The organism is Streptomyces sp. SID14436 (assembly GCF_010548465.1).
Classification (GTDB): Bacteria; Actinomycetota; Actinomycetes; order Streptomycetales; family Streptomycetaceae; genus Streptomyces.
The window spans coordinates 1-16274 of record NZ_JAAGMD010000627.1; the positions used below are offsets into that span (position 1 = coordinate 1).

18 protein-coding genes are annotated in these 16274 nt (G+C 74.6%); 10 read left to right on the plus strand and 8 right to left on the minus strand.

Annotated features, from left to right (window positions below; all coding sequences use genetic code 11):
- Positions 1-288 precede the first annotated feature (288 nt).
- Positions 289-1266: a helix-turn-helix domain-containing protein gene (locus tag G3I53_RS22115; protein ID WP_164337857.1), complete on the plus strand. Its 978-nt coding sequence runs from the start codon at positions 289-291 to the stop codon at positions 1264-1266.
- A 173-nt stretch (positions 1267-1439) separates the two neighbouring features.
- Here G3I53_RS22115 and G3I53_RS34070 read toward each other — a convergent pair whose 3' ends face one another.
- Positions 1440-1697: a DUF5133 domain-containing protein gene (locus G3I53_RS34070; RefSeq protein WP_164337856.1), complete on the minus strand. Its 258-nt coding sequence runs from the start codon at positions 1695-1697 to the stop codon at positions 1440-1442.
- Between the two features lie 267 nt (positions 1698-1964).
- Here G3I53_RS34070 and G3I53_RS22125 point away from each other — a divergent pair, with 267 nt between their 5' ends.
- The 4 genes from G3I53_RS22125 (at position 1965) to G3I53_RS22140 (ending at position 6118) form a co-directional block, all read left to right on the plus strand.
- Positions 1965-2375 (plus strand): VOC family protein, encoded by a 411-nt coding sequence (locus G3I53_RS22125; RefSeq protein ID WP_164337855.1) that lies wholly within the window; start codon positions 1965-1967, stop codon positions 2373-2375.
- Positions 2376-2530: 155 nt separating this feature from the next.
- Positions 2531-3418, plus strand: coding sequence for a Gfo/Idh/MocA family oxidoreductase (locus G3I53_RS22130; RefSeq protein WP_164337854.1), 888 nt, complete (start codon positions 2531-2533; stop codon positions 3416-3418).
- Between the two features lie 292 nt (positions 3419-3710).
- Entirely contained in the window at positions 3711-4904 is a 1194-nt protein-coding gene (locus G3I53_RS22135) for a glycoside hydrolase family 64 protein (protein WP_164438696.1), read from the plus strand.
- A gap of 107 nt (positions 4905-5011) precedes the next feature.
- Entirely contained in the window at positions 5012-6118 is a 1107-nt protein-coding gene (locus G3I53_RS22140; RefSeq protein ID WP_164337993.1) for a PP2C family protein-serine/threonine phosphatase, read from the plus strand.
- Positions 6119-6196: 78 nt separating this feature from the next.
- Here G3I53_RS22140 and G3I53_RS22145 read toward each other — a convergent pair whose 3' ends face one another.
- Positions 6197-6439, minus strand: coding sequence for a chaplin (locus tag G3I53_RS22145; RefSeq protein ID WP_164337421.1), 243 nt, complete (start codon positions 6437-6439; stop codon positions 6197-6199).
- A gap of 273 nt (positions 6440-6712) precedes the next feature.
- Here G3I53_RS22145 and G3I53_RS22150 point away from each other — a divergent pair, with 273 nt between their 5' ends.
- Positions 6713-6934: a hypothetical protein gene (locus G3I53_RS22150; protein ID WP_164337422.1), complete on the plus strand. Its 222-nt coding sequence runs from the start codon at positions 6713-6715 to the stop codon at positions 6932-6934.
- A 171-nt stretch (positions 6935-7105) separates the two neighbouring features.
- Here G3I53_RS22150 and G3I53_RS22155 read toward each other — a convergent pair whose 3' ends face one another.
- The 3 genes from G3I53_RS22155 to G3I53_RS22165 all read right to left on the minus strand — a co-directional run bounded on the left by G3I53_RS22155 (position 7106) and on the right by G3I53_RS22165 (position 10131).
- Positions 7106-7594 (minus strand): DUF5709 domain-containing protein, encoded by a 489-nt coding sequence (locus tag G3I53_RS22155; RefSeq protein WP_164337423.1) that lies wholly within the window; start codon positions 7592-7594, stop codon positions 7106-7108.
- Positions 7595-7689: 95 nt separating this feature from the next.
- A complete protein-coding gene (locus G3I53_RS22160; RefSeq protein WP_164438697.1) occupies positions 7690-9186 on the minus strand; it encodes a hypothetical protein in 1497 nt (498 codons plus the stop codon).
- A gap of 204 nt (positions 9187-9390) precedes the next feature.
- Positions 9391-10131 (minus strand): beta-phosphoglucomutase family hydrolase, encoded by a 741-nt coding sequence (locus tag G3I53_RS22165; RefSeq protein WP_164349137.1) that lies wholly within the window; start codon positions 10129-10131, stop codon positions 9391-9393.
- A 71-nt stretch (positions 10132-10202) separates the two neighbouring features.
- Between G3I53_RS22165 and G3I53_RS22170 the strand changes: the two genes are divergently transcribed.
- Complete coding sequence (locus G3I53_RS22170; protein ID WP_164332518.1) at positions 10203-10868, plus strand: nucleoside/nucleotide kinase family protein; 666 nt, start codon at positions 10203-10205, stop codon at positions 10866-10868.
- Positions 10869-10936: 68 nt separating this feature from the next.
- Here the strand turns inward: G3I53_RS22170 and G3I53_RS22175 are convergent, their stop codons facing one another.
- Positions 10937-11338, minus strand: coding sequence for a DUF3662 domain-containing protein (locus G3I53_RS22175; protein WP_164332517.1), 402 nt, complete (start codon positions 11336-11338; stop codon positions 10937-10939).
- 18 nt (positions 11339-11356) lie between these two features.
- A complete protein-coding gene (locus G3I53_RS33410) occupies positions 11357-11533 on the minus strand; it encodes a hypothetical protein (RefSeq protein WP_203591436.1) in 177 nt (58 codons plus the stop codon).
- A gap of 156 nt (positions 11534-11689) precedes the next feature.
- Here G3I53_RS33410 and G3I53_RS22180 point away from each other — a divergent pair, with 156 nt between their 5' ends.
- The 3 genes from G3I53_RS22180 to G3I53_RS22190 all read left to right on the plus strand — a co-directional run bounded on the left by G3I53_RS22180 (position 11690) and on the right by G3I53_RS22190 (position 15936).
- On the plus strand, positions 11690-12607 hold the full coding sequence (locus tag G3I53_RS22180) for a MurR/RpiR family transcriptional regulator (RefSeq protein WP_164332516.1): 918 nt from the start codon (positions 11690-11692) through the stop codon (positions 12605-12607).
- A 458-nt stretch (positions 12608-13065) separates the two neighbouring features.
- On the plus strand, positions 13066-13440 hold the full coding sequence (locus tag G3I53_RS22185) for a hypothetical protein (protein ID WP_164332515.1): 375 nt from the start codon (positions 13066-13068) through the stop codon (positions 13438-13440).
- Between the two features lie 126 nt (positions 13441-13566).
- On the plus strand, positions 13567-15936 hold the full coding sequence (locus G3I53_RS22190) for a SpoIIE family protein phosphatase (RefSeq protein ID WP_164332514.1): 2370 nt from the start codon (positions 13567-13569) through the stop codon (positions 15934-15936).
- A 37-nt stretch (positions 15937-15973) separates the two neighbouring features.
- Here G3I53_RS22190 and G3I53_RS22195 read toward each other — a convergent pair.
- The coding region (locus tag G3I53_RS22195) for a peptidoglycan-binding domain-containing protein (RefSeq protein ID WP_164438698.1) at positions 15974-16274 on the minus strand (301 nt) is incomplete at its 5' end.

A 16274-nucleotide genomic window follows, 5' to 3' on the forward strand; every position in this document is an offset into this window, starting at 1 on the left:
GGCGGGAACATGCTGGCGGCGACGGTCACCGGTCCGACGGCGACGATGGCGGCCAGGACGTGCAGGGACAGCAGGAACTTGGTCACCAGGACCCTTTCGAAGGAGACGGGGAGGGAGGGCGACGAGGACGCCGGCCTCACGCTAGGCGCCCTGCGGCGCCCCACCCAGGGGCGGGAACGACATAAGCCAACGGATTCCCGCCAAGTCTTCTGACCAGTGCTTTTCCTGCCTCTGCCCCTGCACCCCAGTCCGGACGGCCGGGCGGGAATCCGCCTATCGTGGTGCGTCATGCACTCCGTGGCGATTCTCGTGCTCCCGGGCGTCATCCCGTTCGACATGGCGGCCCCCATGCAGGTCTTCGACTGGACGCGGATGCCGGACGGCCGTCCGGCCTACCGGGTGCGCCTGTGCGCCCCGACGCCGGAGGTCCCGGCGGACGGCGGCTTCACCCTGCGGGTGGAGCGCGGGCTGGAGGCCCTGGCGGACGCCGACACGGTGATCGTCCCCGGGATCGCCGACGGACCGCCCCCCTCCCCGGCCGCGCTGGAGGCGCTGCGCCGGGTGGCACAGGCGGGCACCCGGATCGCCTCGGTGTGCGTGGGCGCGTTCGTGCTCGCCCGGGCCGGACTGCTGGACGGGCTGCGCGCGACCACGCACTGGGCGGCGGCCGAGCAGCTCGCCCGCGACTTCCCCCGCGTCGACGTGCGGCCGGACGTGCTCTACGTGGACAACGGCCGCATCCTGACCTCGGCGGGGGCCGCGGCCGCGCTGGACATGTGCCTGCACATGATCCGCCGCGACCTGGGCTCGGCGGTGGCGGCGAACGCCGCCCGGATGTCGGTGATGCCGCTGGAACGGGAGGGCGGGCAGGCCCAGTTCATCGTGCACGAGCACCCGCCGGTGCCCCGCGGCTCGGATCTGGAGCCGGTGCTGGAGTGGATCGAGGACAACCTGACCCGGGAGATCACCCTGGGTGCGATGGCGGCGCGCGCGGGGATGAGCGAGCGCACCTTCAGCCGCCGGTTCCGCGAGCAGACGGGCACCACGCCGGTCCAGTGGCTGCTGCGGGCCCGGGTGCGGCGCGCCCAGTACCTGCTGGAGAACAGCGATCACACGGTGGAGCGGATCGCGGGGCAGGCAGGCTTCGGGTCGCCGACGGCGTTCCGTGAGCGGTTCCGCAAGGTGGTGGGCACGACGCCGCACGGGTACCGCGCGGCGTTCAAGGGCGGTGGACCGGTCCTCGAGGGCGGTCGGCCGGTCTTCTAGGGCGGCGGGCCGGCCCACACGCCGGCCGGCGGCCGAGACGCCTCGACCGGATCGGGCCGAGGGCGGGGGTGACCGCTCGACACGGCCCCCGGTGGGGACACGGTTGCTGCCGTGTCCCCACCGGGGGCCGTGGAGCCGCGCCGCGCGGGCCGGTGGCCGGGCGGAGGACGCGGTCAGACCGCCAGGGACAGTCCGCTCTCTCCCTCGGTGTCCGCGGTCCGGGCCGCCGGGGGAGCCTTCCGGGCGAGGAGGACGTCCGCCTGGGCGATGGCGGCGTGGATACTGGTCGTTCCCGTCATCACGCAGAGCGTGTAGCTGACGTCCTCCAGCTCCCGCGCCGCGACCGGCGAATGCCTCTCCGCCTGAGCGATCTGCAGCGTCGCATACCGCGTGAGCAGTTCCCTGACGACCTTCGGGTCCGGTACGAGCACGAAGCGCCCCTCTCTTCTTTTCGGTGCGTATGCCCGAACCCCGCGGAAGCATTCACTTCTTTTACTCAACTGGTCGTAATTGACCAGAACCCTTCGCAGACCGACCGGGTCCGACAGAGGAGGGATGGGGCGGGTTCGAGCCATGGAGGCCCCGCCGCGACAGGGCCCACGCGCGGCGCCCAGGGGCGCGCGGCCACCCGGGGGCGGCTGTCATACCCTCGCGGTACGCTGCGCGAAAACGACCTTTCCCCCATATGGGAGGTTCTCGTGACCACGCGCCTCAACCCCTATCTGAGCTTCGACGGCGACGCCCGCCGGGCGATGGAGTTCTACCGGGACGTCTTCGGCGGTGAGCTGCGGCTCAACACGTTCGGCGAGTTCGGGCTGGCCGACACCCCGCACGCGGACAAGATCATGCACGGCATGCTGGAGAGCCCCTCCGGCCTGATGCTGATGGGAGCCGACAACCCGCCGGGCGTGGAGTACGAGCCGCCCGGCGGCATGTCCGTGAGCCTCAGCGGCGACGACGAGAGCGAGCTGCGGGGCTGCTGGGAGAAGCTGTCCGACGGCGGCTCGGTGTCCGTGCCGCTGGAGAAGCAGATGTGGGGCGACGTCTTCGGCATGTGCACGGACCGCTTCGGCGTCCCCTGGATGGTCAACATCAGCACCCGGGACTGACGGCGCGGCCCGCCGGACCCGGGAGCCCCCTCGTCCGGGGCGTGTGGCACGCTCGGGCGCGAACGCGGGCGGGGCCTCCTCGCCGGCGGTGCGTTCCCCAGTGATCCCCGTGATCCTCAGTGATCCCCCGTGATCCCCCGTGGAGAGGCGACGGCATGCGCATCGGACTGCTCGGTACCGGCCCCTGGGCCCGGCTGGCCCACGCCCCGGCCCTGAGTGAACACCCGGAGCTGGACTTCGCGGGCGTCTGGGGCCGTCGCCCCGAGGCCGCCGAGGAACTGGCCGAACAGCACAGCACCCGGGCCTACCCCGACGTCGACGCCCTGCTGGCCGACGTCGAGGCGGTCGCCGTCGCGCTCCCCCCGGACGTGCAGGCTCAGCTGGCGGTCCGCGCCGCGCGGGCGGGCCGCCACCTGCTGCTGGACAAACCGCTCGCGCCGACCGTGGCCGAGGGGCGTGCGGTGGTCGAGGCGGCCGAGCGGGCCGGGGTCGCCTCGGTGGTCTTCTTCACCACCCGTTTCCAGCCGGAGCCCGCGGCGTGGATCGAGGAGCAGCAGAAGGCGGGCGGCTGGTTCACCGGCCGCGCGGAGTGGCTGGGAGCGGTCTTCACCGTCGACGGCAACCCCTTCGCGGCCTCCCCCTGGCGCCAGGACAAGGGCGCCCTGTGGGACGTCGGCCCGCACGCCCTGTCCGTGCTGCTGCCCGTCCTCGGGGACGTCCGGCGGGTCGCGGCGGCGGCACCCGGCCCCGGCGACACGGTGCACCTCGTCCTGGAGCACACGGGCGGCGCGTCGAGCACCCTGACGCTGAGCCTGACCGTGCCCCCGGCCGCCGCCGGGGCCACGGTGGAACTGCGGGGCACCACCGGCGTCACCCGGTTGCCGGAGGCGAGCCAGGGCGAGGTCGCGGCCCTCACCCGCGCCGCGGACGGACTGCTGGCCGCCGCGGACTCGGGCCGCCCGCACCCCTGCGACGCCGCGTTCGCGCTGCGCGTCACGGAGATCCTCGCCTCGGCGGAGGACCTGCTGCGCGCCGGCCGCTGAAGCGCTCCCCCGGAGGGCACACTTCCGGCGCCCTCCTTAAGTGCTCCTTAAGGAGCGGTTAAACAATCGTGCCGCTCTGCCCGCCGCGCCAAGAAGGCGCAGCTCAGGGCGAGTTGAGGGACAAGTCGGACCCGTTGGCGGGGCCGGGCGGGGTCCGTACCATCAGGGCCGCGCGCCGGTCCCGACGGTCGTTCTGAGAGCGCTCTCACTCTGAGGGCTCCCTCGGCACGACCACCCCCCTCGTCGGCCGGCGCGGTCCACGACCCGCACGAGCCACCAGGAGACCCCCCACATGACTCCTCGTCACCAGCGCCCCCTCGGCCGTCGCAAGGTGCTCTTCGCGCTCGGCGGCGCGGCGGTGGCCGCGCCCGCCGTCGCGGCCCTCGCCCCGCACGCGCTCGCCGACGGGCCCGGCGACCGGACGGCCGCCGCCGCCCTGCCGCTGACGATCGTCAACAACAGCGGCTCCTTCCACAACGCGAGCGTGCACCTCTACATCGTCGGCAACCAGGACGGCCGCCAGGTGCGGCTCACCCCCGAGGGCACCCTCGCCCCGATCGCCCTGTCGGACAACGGACCCGACGGCTTCACGGACTACGCGATCAGCCTGGCCGGCAGCGGCGAGACCCGGCTCTCCCTCCCCCACATGTCCGGCCGGATCTACGTCGCACTCGGCGGCAAACTGAAGTTCAAGGCGGTCGCCGACGGCGACGGCGACGCGGCCCTCCAGTACCCGGCCGGCTGGGTCGAGTCCGACCCCAACTACGGCGTCCTGCACGACTGCGCGGAGTTCACGTACAACGCGGCGGGCATGTTCTGCAACACGACGATGGTCGACATGTTCAGCGTGCCGCTGAGCATCCGGCTGACCGGCGCCGACGACCAGACCACCGGCACGGTGCGCGACGGGGGCCGGGCCGCCGCCTTCGACACCGTCCGCGGCCTGGAGGCGTTCTCGCGGCTCGTCGTGGACGACACCCGGATCATCGCCCCCGGCCACGGCCTGGACGCCGGGCTGTTCGACCAGGACTACCTCGCCCCGTACATCGACGAGGTGTGGAGCACGTACACCGGACGGGACCTGAAGGTCACCACGAACGCGGGCACGTTCACCGGCCGGGTGCGCGGGGACCGGTTCACCTTCGACGGACCGGCACAGGTGTCGTTCGGCCGGCCGTCCACCCGGGACGTGCTGTTCTGCGACGGCGCGCTCGCCGCGCCCAACGACGGCACCACCGGCCCGGTCGCCGCCGTGCTGGGGGCGGGCTTCAACCGCTCCACGCTGCTCAGCCACCCCGACCAGCCGACCACGGAGGCGGCCGCCTTCTACCGGACCGAGCTCACCAACCACTACGCCAAGGCCGTGCACGCGGCCACCGAGGACGGCAGGGCGTACGGCTTCGCCTTCGACGACGTGGCCGACTTCGCCTCCTACATCCAGGACACGGCTCCCACCGGGCTGCGGCTGACGCTGTCGCCCTTCTAGGCGGACCCGCCGGGCCTGGGAGCGGGCCGTGTCGCTCCCAGGCCCGGCGGCGTGCCGTCCGGCGTGCGCGTCCCGGTCCGGCGGGGCAGCGTGGTCATGTGACAGGAGTGCGGGCCGGGCCGCCCCACCGGGACCGGGTGGGATATCTGCGGGGAGCGCCGCCGCCGGGCTGGGCCCGGCTGGTGCCGGTCGTGCTGCTCGCGGCGGTGTGCGTGGCGACGGCCGTCAGCTCCGAGCCGCTCGACATCGGCTTCGTCCTCGGCGCGGTCCCGCCGCTCGCCGTGCTGGCGAACGGCCCGGTCGCCACCGCCGTGCTGGGCGCCCTGACGCTGCTGGTGCTGAGCATGCCGGTGTTCAACCTGGACGCGCCCGGCAGCACCGACATGCTGACCGTGGCGTTCGTCGCCGTGCTGAGTGTGCTGCTGTCGTTCATCCGGAGCCGGCGGGACGCCCAGCTGGTCACCGAGCGGGCCGTGGCCCGGGCCGCCCAGCGCGCGGTGATGCCGCCGCTGCCGGACCGGGTCGGCACCGTGCGCTGCACCGGTCTGTACCGGGCGGCGCAGCGCGGGACGCTGGTCGGCGGGGACTTCTTCGACGTCCGGGCCGGGCCGTTCGGGGTGCGGGCGGTCATGGGGGACGTGCAGGGCCACGGGCTGTCGGCGGTGGCGACGGTGGCGTCGCTGCTGGGCGCGTTCCGGGAGGCGGTGCTGGACGAGCCGGACCCGGAGTCGGTGGCGGCCCGGCTGGACCGGCGCCTGACGGTGGACGCCGGCGGGGATCCGCACGCCGAACTGTTCGCGACCGCGGTGCTGCTGGACTTCTCCGCCGACGCGCGGTCGGTGCGCCTGGTGGCGTGCGGCCAGCCGGGGCCGTTCCTGCTGCGGGACGGGCGTGCGGTGGAGCTGGAGGTGGAGCCCTGCATGCCGCTCGGCCTGGGGCTCGCGGAGCTCGGCACACCCGACGTGTCGGCGGTGCGGCTGCAGCCCGGTGACCGGCTGTTCCTGGCCTCCGACGGGGTCTTCGAGGCCCGCGACGCCGACGGGGTGTTCTATCCGCTGGCCGAGCGGCTGACGCGGTTCGCCGACGGTGACCCCGCCGACCTGGCCGGGCGGGTGTGGACGGACCTGCTGCGGCACTCCCCCGACGTGCAGGACGACGTGACGATGCTGGTGCTGACGCCCGCCCCGCCCGAGGAGCGCGACAGCGGGCCGTGAACGCCGACGGCGCCCCGCCGCCCGCGCGGTGGGCCGCGGGGCGGGGGGCGCCGGTGAGCCGTGCGACGGGCCCGGGGGTCAGCCGCTGTTGACGCAGGTGTTGCCGAACGCCGGGTTCAGCAGACCGACCAGGTTGATCGAGTTGCCGCAGGCGTTGACGTCCAGGTCGACCGGAATCTGGATGACGTTTCCGGAGAGGACGCCGGGGCTGTTGGACGCGACGCCGACCGTTTCCGGACCGTTGTCGGCGACAGCCGTGCCGGCGCCTGCCAGCAGGGCCGCACTCGCCAGGCCGGCCGCGGTGATCAGACGTATGCGCATGGGAAGGCTCCTGTCGTTCGCTCGGACATGTGAGTCCACCTTCACTCCGGCTGCCGCGGCGCGACATCGGTGGGCGTCCGAACGGGCGGGCGGCCCCGCGCGGGCAGGTTTCCCGGGCGCCCGGGAAGGTACTCCGGCAGCCAAGGAGCGGCCCTCCACCAGGCGGCCCCCGCGCGCTTGCGGATGCACGCCGGGCTCCCGCGTTGAATGGTGAGAGCGGACCCGATGACCGCACCGGGGCCGCTACAGCGATCCGGACCGAGGAGCCAGAAGATGTCGACGTCCCAGCCCGACGCGTCGCAGCCCGGCGCGTCCCGGCCGCCCGAGGGCGGCACCACCCCGGACAATCTGCTCCACGCCCGCACCGGCACCGACGTGTCGCCGGAGGACGTGGTGCTCGCGTCCGGCAAGGACATCACGCCGGAGAACCTCGAATGGGCCAGGCGCAAGCTGGCCGAGGAGGGACCCGCCGCCCTGGACAAGCTGCTTCCCTGAGGGCCCGGCCTCCCTGGCCGTCCGGTCAGGGGGAAGCCGCGTCCCGCCCGGGACGACGCCCTCGACACACGGACGGGCCGTGGCGGGCCCGGCGTTCACGCGCCGGGCCCGCCACGGCCCGTTCCCCGCACAGGTGCCCCGCGGGTCACCCGGGTCCGGGTCCGCCGGACGTCAGGGTGCCTCCCGGTCCTCCGGCAGCGCCGTCCCGTCCTCCACCACGTGCATCGCGGCCTCCTCGGCGCCGGCCGCGCCGCCGTCGATGCCCACGTCCTCGGCGACGGTCTCCTTCGTGGTGTCCTCGCGCACGCCCTCGTCCGGGGCGACCAGGCGCCCGGCCCGGCCGGTGCCCGCCTCCGGGTCGACCGGCTCGCCCTCGCCGCCGGGCAGGTCGCCCACCCCGTCCCCGGCCTGACCGGGGGTGTCCGGCACCTCCTGCGCCAGCCGCTGGTCGAGGCTCTCGCCGTCGTGCTGCTCGGCGGCGGTGGTGCCGTACTTGGTCACGCCCAGCGGTTTCTCCGGCGGGGAGTAGCCCTCGTCGAGGGTCTCGTCGTAGGTGCGCTCGCCGAGGGCGTCCTGCATGTCCAGCGGCGCCGCGTCCTCCTGCTGCTCGTTGCTTCCGGTGGGCTGGTAGGCGTCGTCCGCCATCGGGTCGGTGCCCATGCCGTCCTCCCTGTCGTACTGCGTCGGCTCGGTTCGTCCCGGGTGTGTGATCCGCGTTTCCCGTGACGCGATCTCTAACCTCGCCGAAGCGGTGTTCATCCCCCGGCCCGCTCCCCGGGCGGCGGCGCGACACGGACCCGCAGCTCCCCGACGCGGTGCTCGGGCCAGGACCGGGCGTACGGGGGCGGGGCGCCGCCCGGCGCGACGAGCGTGGCGACCGGCACCCGGTCGGCGGTGCGCAGGATCGTGGCGACGGTGGTGTTCGCGTTGTTGCCGGACGTCGCGCCCGAGGAGCAGCCGGTGTAGTAGCCGACCGGGATCGCCTGGTGGCCGGTGATCAGGCACGGCGGGCGGACGCCGAGCCGGTGCAGTTCGCCGGCGGCGCGGGTCCAGTCGCGGCGGCTGTCGATATTGCGGTCGGCGGTGTACACGAGCACGGTCAGCTGCACCGCGAGGTGGCCGGCCACGCACAGGGCGACCAGGGGCGCCAGGACGGGCCGCCACCCGCCGCCCGGCCGCCGGGCCAGGTGCCACAGGGCGGCGGCCACCGGGAAGGCCAGCAGCGCGTAGGAGGGCTGGAGGAAGCGGGGCGCCGCGTAGCCGATCATGAACAGGTACGGGAGGGCCGCCGTGGTCGCGCAGGCCAGCGGCAGCAGGGTGCGCGTGACGCGCCCGGCGCGCACGGCCACGTGGAGGGCGAGGAGCGCGAGCAGCGGCAGGGCGAACCACCACAGCATGATCACCGGGTGCGGCATGGACCCGGTGCAGGGGCGGCACAGGGCGCGCCCGCCCAGGCTGCGCAGCTGGTCGTCGACGGCGATCTGCCAGCCGAGGCCGCCCTGGATGCGGGACGCCTCCGCCAGCCGTTGCCCCAGTCCCCCGTGGGCGGTGTGGGCCTCCACGACCCAGTCGGCCGCGCCCGCCGCGAGGCCCCCGGCGAGGACCAGCAGGAGCCGCCCGTGCCGCCGGGCCAGGGCGAGGACGACCAGCGGGACGCTCACCCAGACGGCGTCGGTGGGCCGCATGACCGCCATGAGCGCCGCCCCGCCCGCCACGCCCCACAGCGCGGCCCGGGCGGTGGGGTTCTCGCTCCGGCGCAGGAAGCAGCCGACGGTCACCAGCGCGCCGATGGCGACCCAGTAGTTGGGCATGGCCTGCGGACCGTAGAAGAGGGTGATCCACAGGGAGGCGAAGAACGCCCCGCCGGTCACCAGGATCCGGGTGGGGAACAGGCCGCGCCAGGCGCGCAGCGCCACGTAGAGGGCCAGGCCGGACAGCACGGCGAGGTAGCAGCGCAGCAGGACCGTCGAGGACGACCAGGAGGCGACCGGCGCCACCAGCAGGGAGACACCGCGTGAGCGCGGGGCGCTGAAGAAGGCGGCGGGGTGGTGGGAGGTGACCTGGCTGACGTAGACGACCTCGTCCCAGCCGAGGCCGAGCACGGGGCGCACGAGCAGCAGCTGGGCGACGGTGAAGACGGCCGCCACGACGGCGAGCGGGCCGGTGCCGGCGGCCCGGCGGCCCGGGCCGGTCGCGGACGTTCGGTCGTTCCGCCGCTTGCCGAGGAGCAGGGCAGCGGTGCCGTCGGCCATCGTCGATCCCCGTTCCCGCGTGGTCGTCCGTCGCGGATCCCGTGTCCGCCCGGGCGCACGCACCGGTCGGTAAAGATCCACATATAACGGTCAAACTATCCTCCGGACGACGGCATGCCGGGCAGGACACGGCCGGCCACCGGGCCCGGGACCCGAGTGCCACGGGAGCCGCTGCCCGGCGCACGGGCGGGTCCGGCCGGGGCCCTACGGTGCGGTGTCGAGGAGTTCGGCGAGGTCGGTGACGACGCGGTCGGCGCCGTGGGCGTAGAGCTCGTCGCGGCGGCCGGTGCGGTCCACGCCGACGACGAAGCCGAACCCGCCCGCGCGGCCCGCCTCCATGCCCGCCAGCGCGTCCTCGAACACGGCCGCCTCGGACGGCCGCACGCCGAGGTCCCGGGCGGCGGCGAGGAAGGTGTCGGGCGCGGGTTTGCCGGGCAGTCCGCGTGCGGCGGCGGTGCCCGCGTCGACCCGGACGTCGAAGAGGTCCTCGGCGTCGATCGAGCGCAGGACGTCCCGGCAGTTGGCGCTGGAGGAGACGATCGCGGTGCGCAGGCCGCGGGCACGGACGGCCCGGAGGTAGCGCAGGGTGCCGTCGTACGCCTCGACGCCGTCGGTGCGGATCCGCCGCAGCAGCTCGACGTTCTTGCGGTTGCCGAGGCCGTGCACGGTGGCGGCCCCGGGCGGGTCGTCGGCGTGCCCCTCGGGGAGGTCGATGCCGCGGGAGGCGAGGAAGGCGCGGACACCGTCCGCGCGCGGGCGGCCGTCGACATGGGCCGCGTAGTCCGTCGTGGTGAAGGGGCGGAACTCCGCGCCGTCCCGTTCGCGCAGGAAGGCGTCGAACATCTCCTTCCACGCGGCCTCGTGCACGACGGCCGTCCTGGTGACGACGCCGTCGAGGTCGAAGAGGCAGGCGCGGACGGTGCCGGGCAGACCTGTGTCCGTCATGAGGACACTGTGCCCCGGCGGGGCCCGCGGGACCCGGCCGCCGGCGCGCGGCGGGTGGCACACTCTGCGGTGTGGCGCTGACCTTCGACGACCTCCTCCGCCGGGCCCGGGCGCTCCCCCGGGACGGCCGGCGCGCGATCCTCGGCATCGCCGGCAGTCCGGGTGCGGGCAAGTCCACGCTGGCCGAGCGGCTGGTGCGCGAGCTGAACGGCGCCGGACGGCAGGAGTGGGCCGCCCACGTGCCCATGGACGGTTTCCACCTCGCCGACGCCGAACTGGTCCGGCTCGGCCGCCGGGACCGCAAGGGCGCCCCCGACACCTTCGACGCCGCCGGGTACGCGGCCCTGCTCGGGCGGCTGCGTGAGCAGCGGGACGACGAGACCGTGTACGCGCCCGCCTTCGAGCGGGTGCTGGAGCAGCCGGTCGCCGGCGCCCTCCCGGTGCCGCCGGCCGCCCGTCTGGTCGTGACGGAGGGCAACTACCTGCTGTGCGGCGAGGGCGCCTGGGCGCGGGTGCGGCCGCTGCTGGACGAGGTGTGGTTCTGCGCCCCGGACGAGGACGAGCGGGTCCGGCGCCTGGTCGCGCGGCACGTACGGTTCGGCAAGCCGTACGACGAGGCGGTGGCGTGGGTGCGGCGGTCCGACGAGCGCAACGCCGCACTGGTGGCGGCGACCCGTCCCTCGGCCGACCTCGTGGTTCCCGCGTCGGCGCTGCCGGAACCGGCGGCGGACGGCTGAGCCGGGGCGCGCGGTCCGGCCCTCTCCTGCGAGCAGGAAGCGTGGGAGGGGGCCGGACGGCGCGGCTCTCAGCGGTCCGCCAGGCCGAAGGCCTCGGCGCTCACGTGGGGCATGACGCTGCTCGCCACGCGGTAGCGGCCGTCGGGCACGTCGCCGGACCTGCCGACGTGGACGGCGAGGGGGCCCGCCCACTCGTATCCCTTGCGGGCGCCGTGCCGGGCCAGACTGTCCGTCAGGGCCTGTCCCACCCGGCCGCCGCGGCGGGTGAGTTCCTCGTGCACGGGGCCGGAGAGTTCCACCTCGTAGGCGTTGGGGACCATCACGCGTCCCTCCGCGCACACGACGGCGTTGCTGTCGCACTCATGTCGCAGGGCGTCGACGAGTTCGACCGGTCCGCGGCCGGACATCCGCGCCCACAGCGCCTCCCATCGGTTCTCCAGGGCCTTCTCCAACGCGCGCAGGGCGCTCATCGCGTCCTCCTGCCGACGTCAGCGGTCCTGGGGGGCGTCGTCGAAGTCGTCGGGGCGCACGTCGGCCTCCTCCAGCGCCTCGCGCATCGTGCGGCCGGTGGCTCCCCGGTCGTGGGCCGCGGTCTCCTCGTCGTGCCGGCCGATCGTCTCGTCGGTGTCGTGGGTCTTGGGCCGGTTCTCCTCGGGGACGGTCATGTCCGTCGCGCTCCTCGTGTCGTGGGTGGGTCCTGTGCTGTGACGGCGGGTTCCCAGGGGGCGCCGGGATATCCCCGCCGGGTCGGGTGAGAAGCGCTGGTCACCACGGTGCGTGAGCTATGTTGAACTTTCGTGGGAGACGAAGGAGGCGTACACGTGCCATCGCCGCAGCAGGCACGCGCGCAGGCATCCGCGATCACCTCGGGCAGGGCGGCGCAGGACACGGACGTGTCCCCGACGTCCCGGCTCCGTGCGCTCTTCGACCGGCCCCGGCTCTCCCCCGGGCAGCGGCGCATCGCCCAGTACCTGATCGAGCACATCAACGAGGCCGCGTTCCTGTCGATCACCGATCTCGCGGACCGGGTCGGGGTCAGCCAGCCCTCGGTCACCCGGTTCGCGTCCGCGGTCGGCTTCAGCGGTTACCCGGCGCTGCGGGAGAAGCTCCAGTCGATCACCCTCGGCACCCTCACCGGCGGCCCCGACGAGGAGAGCCGGGGCAACGAACTGCAGGCGGCGGTCGACGCGGAGATCGAGAACCTGGAGAACCTGCGGCGGGACTTCGCGGACGCCGACCGGGTCATCGAGATGGGCCGCAACCTCGCGGCGTCCGCGCCGCTGACCGTGCTCGGTCTGCGCATCTCGGTCTCCCTGGCCGAGTACTTCGCCTACGCCGCGCGCCGTATCCATCCCGACGTGCGGGTCGTGACCCGGGGCGGCAGCGTCGCCTACGACGCCCTGTTGCAGTCGCGGGAGGCGGGCGGCACCTGGGTGCTGGCGTTCTCCATGCCCCGGCACGCCCACGAGACGCTCACGGCGGTGCGGGTGGCGCGGGAGGCCGGGCTCAAGGTCGCCCTGATCACGGACCTGGCGCTCGGACCGCTGGCGGACGAGGCCGACGTCGTCTTCGCCACCGGCACCGGCTCCCGCCTGGTCTTCGACTCCTACGCGGCCCCGGGCGTGATGTGCGCGGCGCTGCTCCAGGCGATGACGGACGCGGACCCGGAGCGGTCGCAGGGCCGGCTGGAGGAGTACGAGCAGGTGGCGGACCAGCTCCAGTTCTTCCTGCGGGACTGAACCGGGCCCGGCCTGGCCCGGCGGGGCCCGCGGACGTCAACGGGACCGTACCCGTAGGCCGTTGCTCCGGTGACCGCACGGCCACCGCCGGACGTCCCGCGGTCGAAGCGCGCATGAATGTTTTCATACGTCTTGCAAACCAGATGGCATATATAAATACTGCTCACGGATCGCGCCCGACCGCTCCGGACGTGATCCGCACGCTTCGTACCACCCGCTCCGCCCGGAAAGCCGACGGTCCGCCCATGCGCCGCATCACCACCTCGCCGCGGACGCTCGCCGGCTCCGACCGGGCCCCAGTGCGAACACCCGAAGCCGCCGGGTCCTACCCGCTCCGGCGGCCACGGTGTTCGGCCGGGCGTCCCCTTGCCCGGCCACCGTGGCGGCTCCGGTCATCCCCTAGACCGGGGCCGCCCCATCCCGTCGTCCACCCCAGCGACGCCGCACCTCTGGAAGCGATGACCATGACCGTGACCTCCACGCGCCTCGGCCCGGACTGGCCCTGCCAGGTCAAGACCCCCGGCAGCTACGACTGGGAGCGCTCGGCCACCCGGTGGCTGCGCGAGCTCGTCCCCTCGCGCTACGCGAGCTACCCCGCGTTCGTCCGGCAGCCCGTCCTGCTCGCCCGGCACGCGCAGATACAGGTCGAGCACGAGATCCGGGTGGCTCGTACCGCCCTGCAGACCGCGCGGGCCGATCTGCCCCGGCTGGGCCTGCACGAGGGTGTCATCGAGCACACGATCAAGCTCTACGCGGCCGAGGTGATGCAGTTGCAGCACATCGCGCGCAGCGTGCGGGCGGTGACCCGGGCCCTGGTGGCCGCAGGCCGCTGACCGGCGCCCGGCCCGCGCCGGAGTGCCCGGCGCGGGGCTCCGGCGCCCTCCCTGCGGGGCCGCCCGCCCCCGTCCGGGCACAAGCCGCTCTTCGAAAAAGATTTCGTGTGCGATGCTCAAGTCGTGATGAGCGAGCCTGTTACTCCGCCGGAGCAGGGAGACGTTCCCGGGCTGGCCGAAATGGCCCGGGTCGTCGCCCGGCAGCGCGCCGAACTCGACCGGTTGCACGAACAGGCGGCGACCGCGGCCGTCGTCGAGCGTGCCAAGGGCGTGGTCATGGCGCTGACCGGCTGCTCCGCCGAAGCCGCGGGCGACACCCTGCTGCGGCGCTCGGTGACGGCCGGGCACAGCCTGCTGGAGGAGTGCCTGCTCACCCTCGGCGCATCGGAACGGTCCGCTCCGCGGAGCCCGGAGGAGACCCCGGCCGCACCCGAGGCACGACCGGCCGCCGGGACCCCCGGTGACGGCTCCGACGACGGCCTCGGGCGCCTCGCCCTGGCGCTCGCACACGCCCTCACCCCGCAGGACGTGGCGCGGTGCGTGCTCGACCACCTCTCCGCCGGCCAGGGCGCCGACTCGGTGGTGCTCTACGCCCGCCGGGCCGACGGCAGCCTGCACCTCATCGGCCACGCCGGCCTGGACTCCCGGGAGGCGGCGCCCTGGCGGCAGCTCCCCCCGTTCAACGGGCTCGCCCCGCTGGACGCCCTGCGCGCCGGCGAACCCCGCTGGCTGGAGGACTTCCCCCAGGACAGCAAGCGGTACCTGCTCATCGGGGAGCCCCCGGAACGCTGGCGCTCGCGGGCCTGGCTGCCGGTGCCCGGCGAGGAGGGTGCCGACGCCTGCGTCGGTGTCCTGCGCTCCGGCGAACAGCCGTTCTCCCCGAGCGACCGGGCCCACCTGCTGGAGGTCGCCCGGCTGTGCGCCGGCCCCCTGCGCACCTTCACCGCGGCGGCCCAGGGCACGGGCGCGGCACCGGCCGACCCCGTCGGATCCCTGTTCGAGGCACTGCCCGTCGCCGCGATGCTGCTCACCCCGCTGCGCACCTCCTCGGGAGAGACCGAGGACTTCCGGATCGAGGCCGCGACCGCGCAGGCGGGCGGCTTCCTCGGCGGCGACGGCGAACCGGCGGGGCAGCGGCTGCGCGCCTACCGGCCCGGGGTGGCGGACGAGCCGCTGTGGCAGTGCTGCCTGGCCACCCTGGCCACCGGCGAGCGGCACGAGGGCGAGCCGTTCGCGCACGAGGAGACGGTGGACGGCGCCACCGAGCTGTCCACGTACTCCGTACGGGTGACGCCCCTGGAGGACGCCCTGGTCGTCATCTGGGTCCGGCACGCCCCGTCCGACCGGCAGGAGCAGCGGCTCGCCGACCTGCAACGGCTGGGCAACCTCGGCTGGGCGAACTGGAACCTGCACAGCCTGGAGGCGTCCTGGTCGGCGCAGGCGTACGCCGTCGTCGACCGTGACCCCGCCCTCGAACCGGTCCCGCTCGCCGACCTGCCGCAACTGGCCCTGCCCGAGGACCGGCCCGCCCTGAGCAGCGCCGTGCGGGACATGATCGGGGAGGGCCGCCCCTTCGACGTCCTGTTCCGGATGCGCACCGCGCAGGGGGTACGGCACCTCAGACTGGTCGCCGAGGCCCTCGCCGACGCCCACGGCAGGCCGGTCGACGTGCACGGCTTCATACAGGACCTGACCGCGCGACGCCGGGCCGAACTGGCCCTGGTGGAGAGCGAACGGGAGATCCTCACCCAGCACGACGTGCTGCGCACCGAGCGGGCCCTCGTCGCCCGGCTGCAGCACGCCCTGCTGCCGCTGCCCGGGCACCCGGTGCACCCGGCCGGGCTGCGCGTCGAGGTCGCCTACCTCCCCGCCCAGGCCAACATCCACGTCGGCGGCGACTGGTTCAGCGCCATCGAGCTGCCCGACGGCGACGCCCTGTTCGTGGTGGGGGACGTCGCCGGGCACGGCGTCGACGCGGTCGCCACCATGGCCCAGCTGCGGTTCACCGCGAAGGGCATGGTCATCACCGGTTCGTCGCTGACCGGCGCGCTCGGGCGGCTCAACACGCTGCTGCTGCACTCCCGGGACACCCGGGCCACCGCGACCATGGTCCTGGCCCGCTACCGGCCCTCGGAACGCCGGCTCGTGTGGGCACAGGCCGGGCACACGCCGCCGCTGCTGCTGCGCGACGGCGGCGTCACCTATCTGCGCCGCCCGCCCGGCATGCTGCTCGGCGCTGCTCCCGCCCCGCACTTCGAGGAGGCCGAGTGCGTGCTGGAACCGGGCGACCGGCTCCTGCTGTACACGGACGGCCTGGTGGAGCGTCCCCCGGAGAACATCGACGTGGGCCTGGAGCGGCTCGCCGAGGCCGTGGCACGGCACCCGGACGAGGAGCCCGGCTCCCTGCACGGGCTGCTGGAGACGATGCTGGCGGACGACGACCGCCGCGACGACGTGTGTGTCCTCGACATCCGCGTCCCGAAGCAGGAGGAGTAGCCGCCGGTCCGGGCGCCGGTCCCGCGCCGCCACCGGGTCATCCGGGTCCGGCCGGTGTGCGGGACTCCAGTGCCTGGCGGGTGTCGTCGCCGTAGACCCCGCTCTCGTCGCCGCGGATGCCGTACCAGAGCTGGAAGCGGGCGACGGCCGCGGTCAGGGCGGTGTCGTAGCGGCCGTCGGTCCGGCCGTCGCGGTAGACGTCCGGGATGCGCAGCAGGCGCTGCTGCAGTTCGCTCACCTCCGGGCCCGCGTCGCCCTCGCGCAGCACGCCCGGCCCGGCCGGTGCGTCCGGCGCGGGCGGTGGCGGGGTGCTCGTCGCCGGGTCCGGGGCGGGGGCC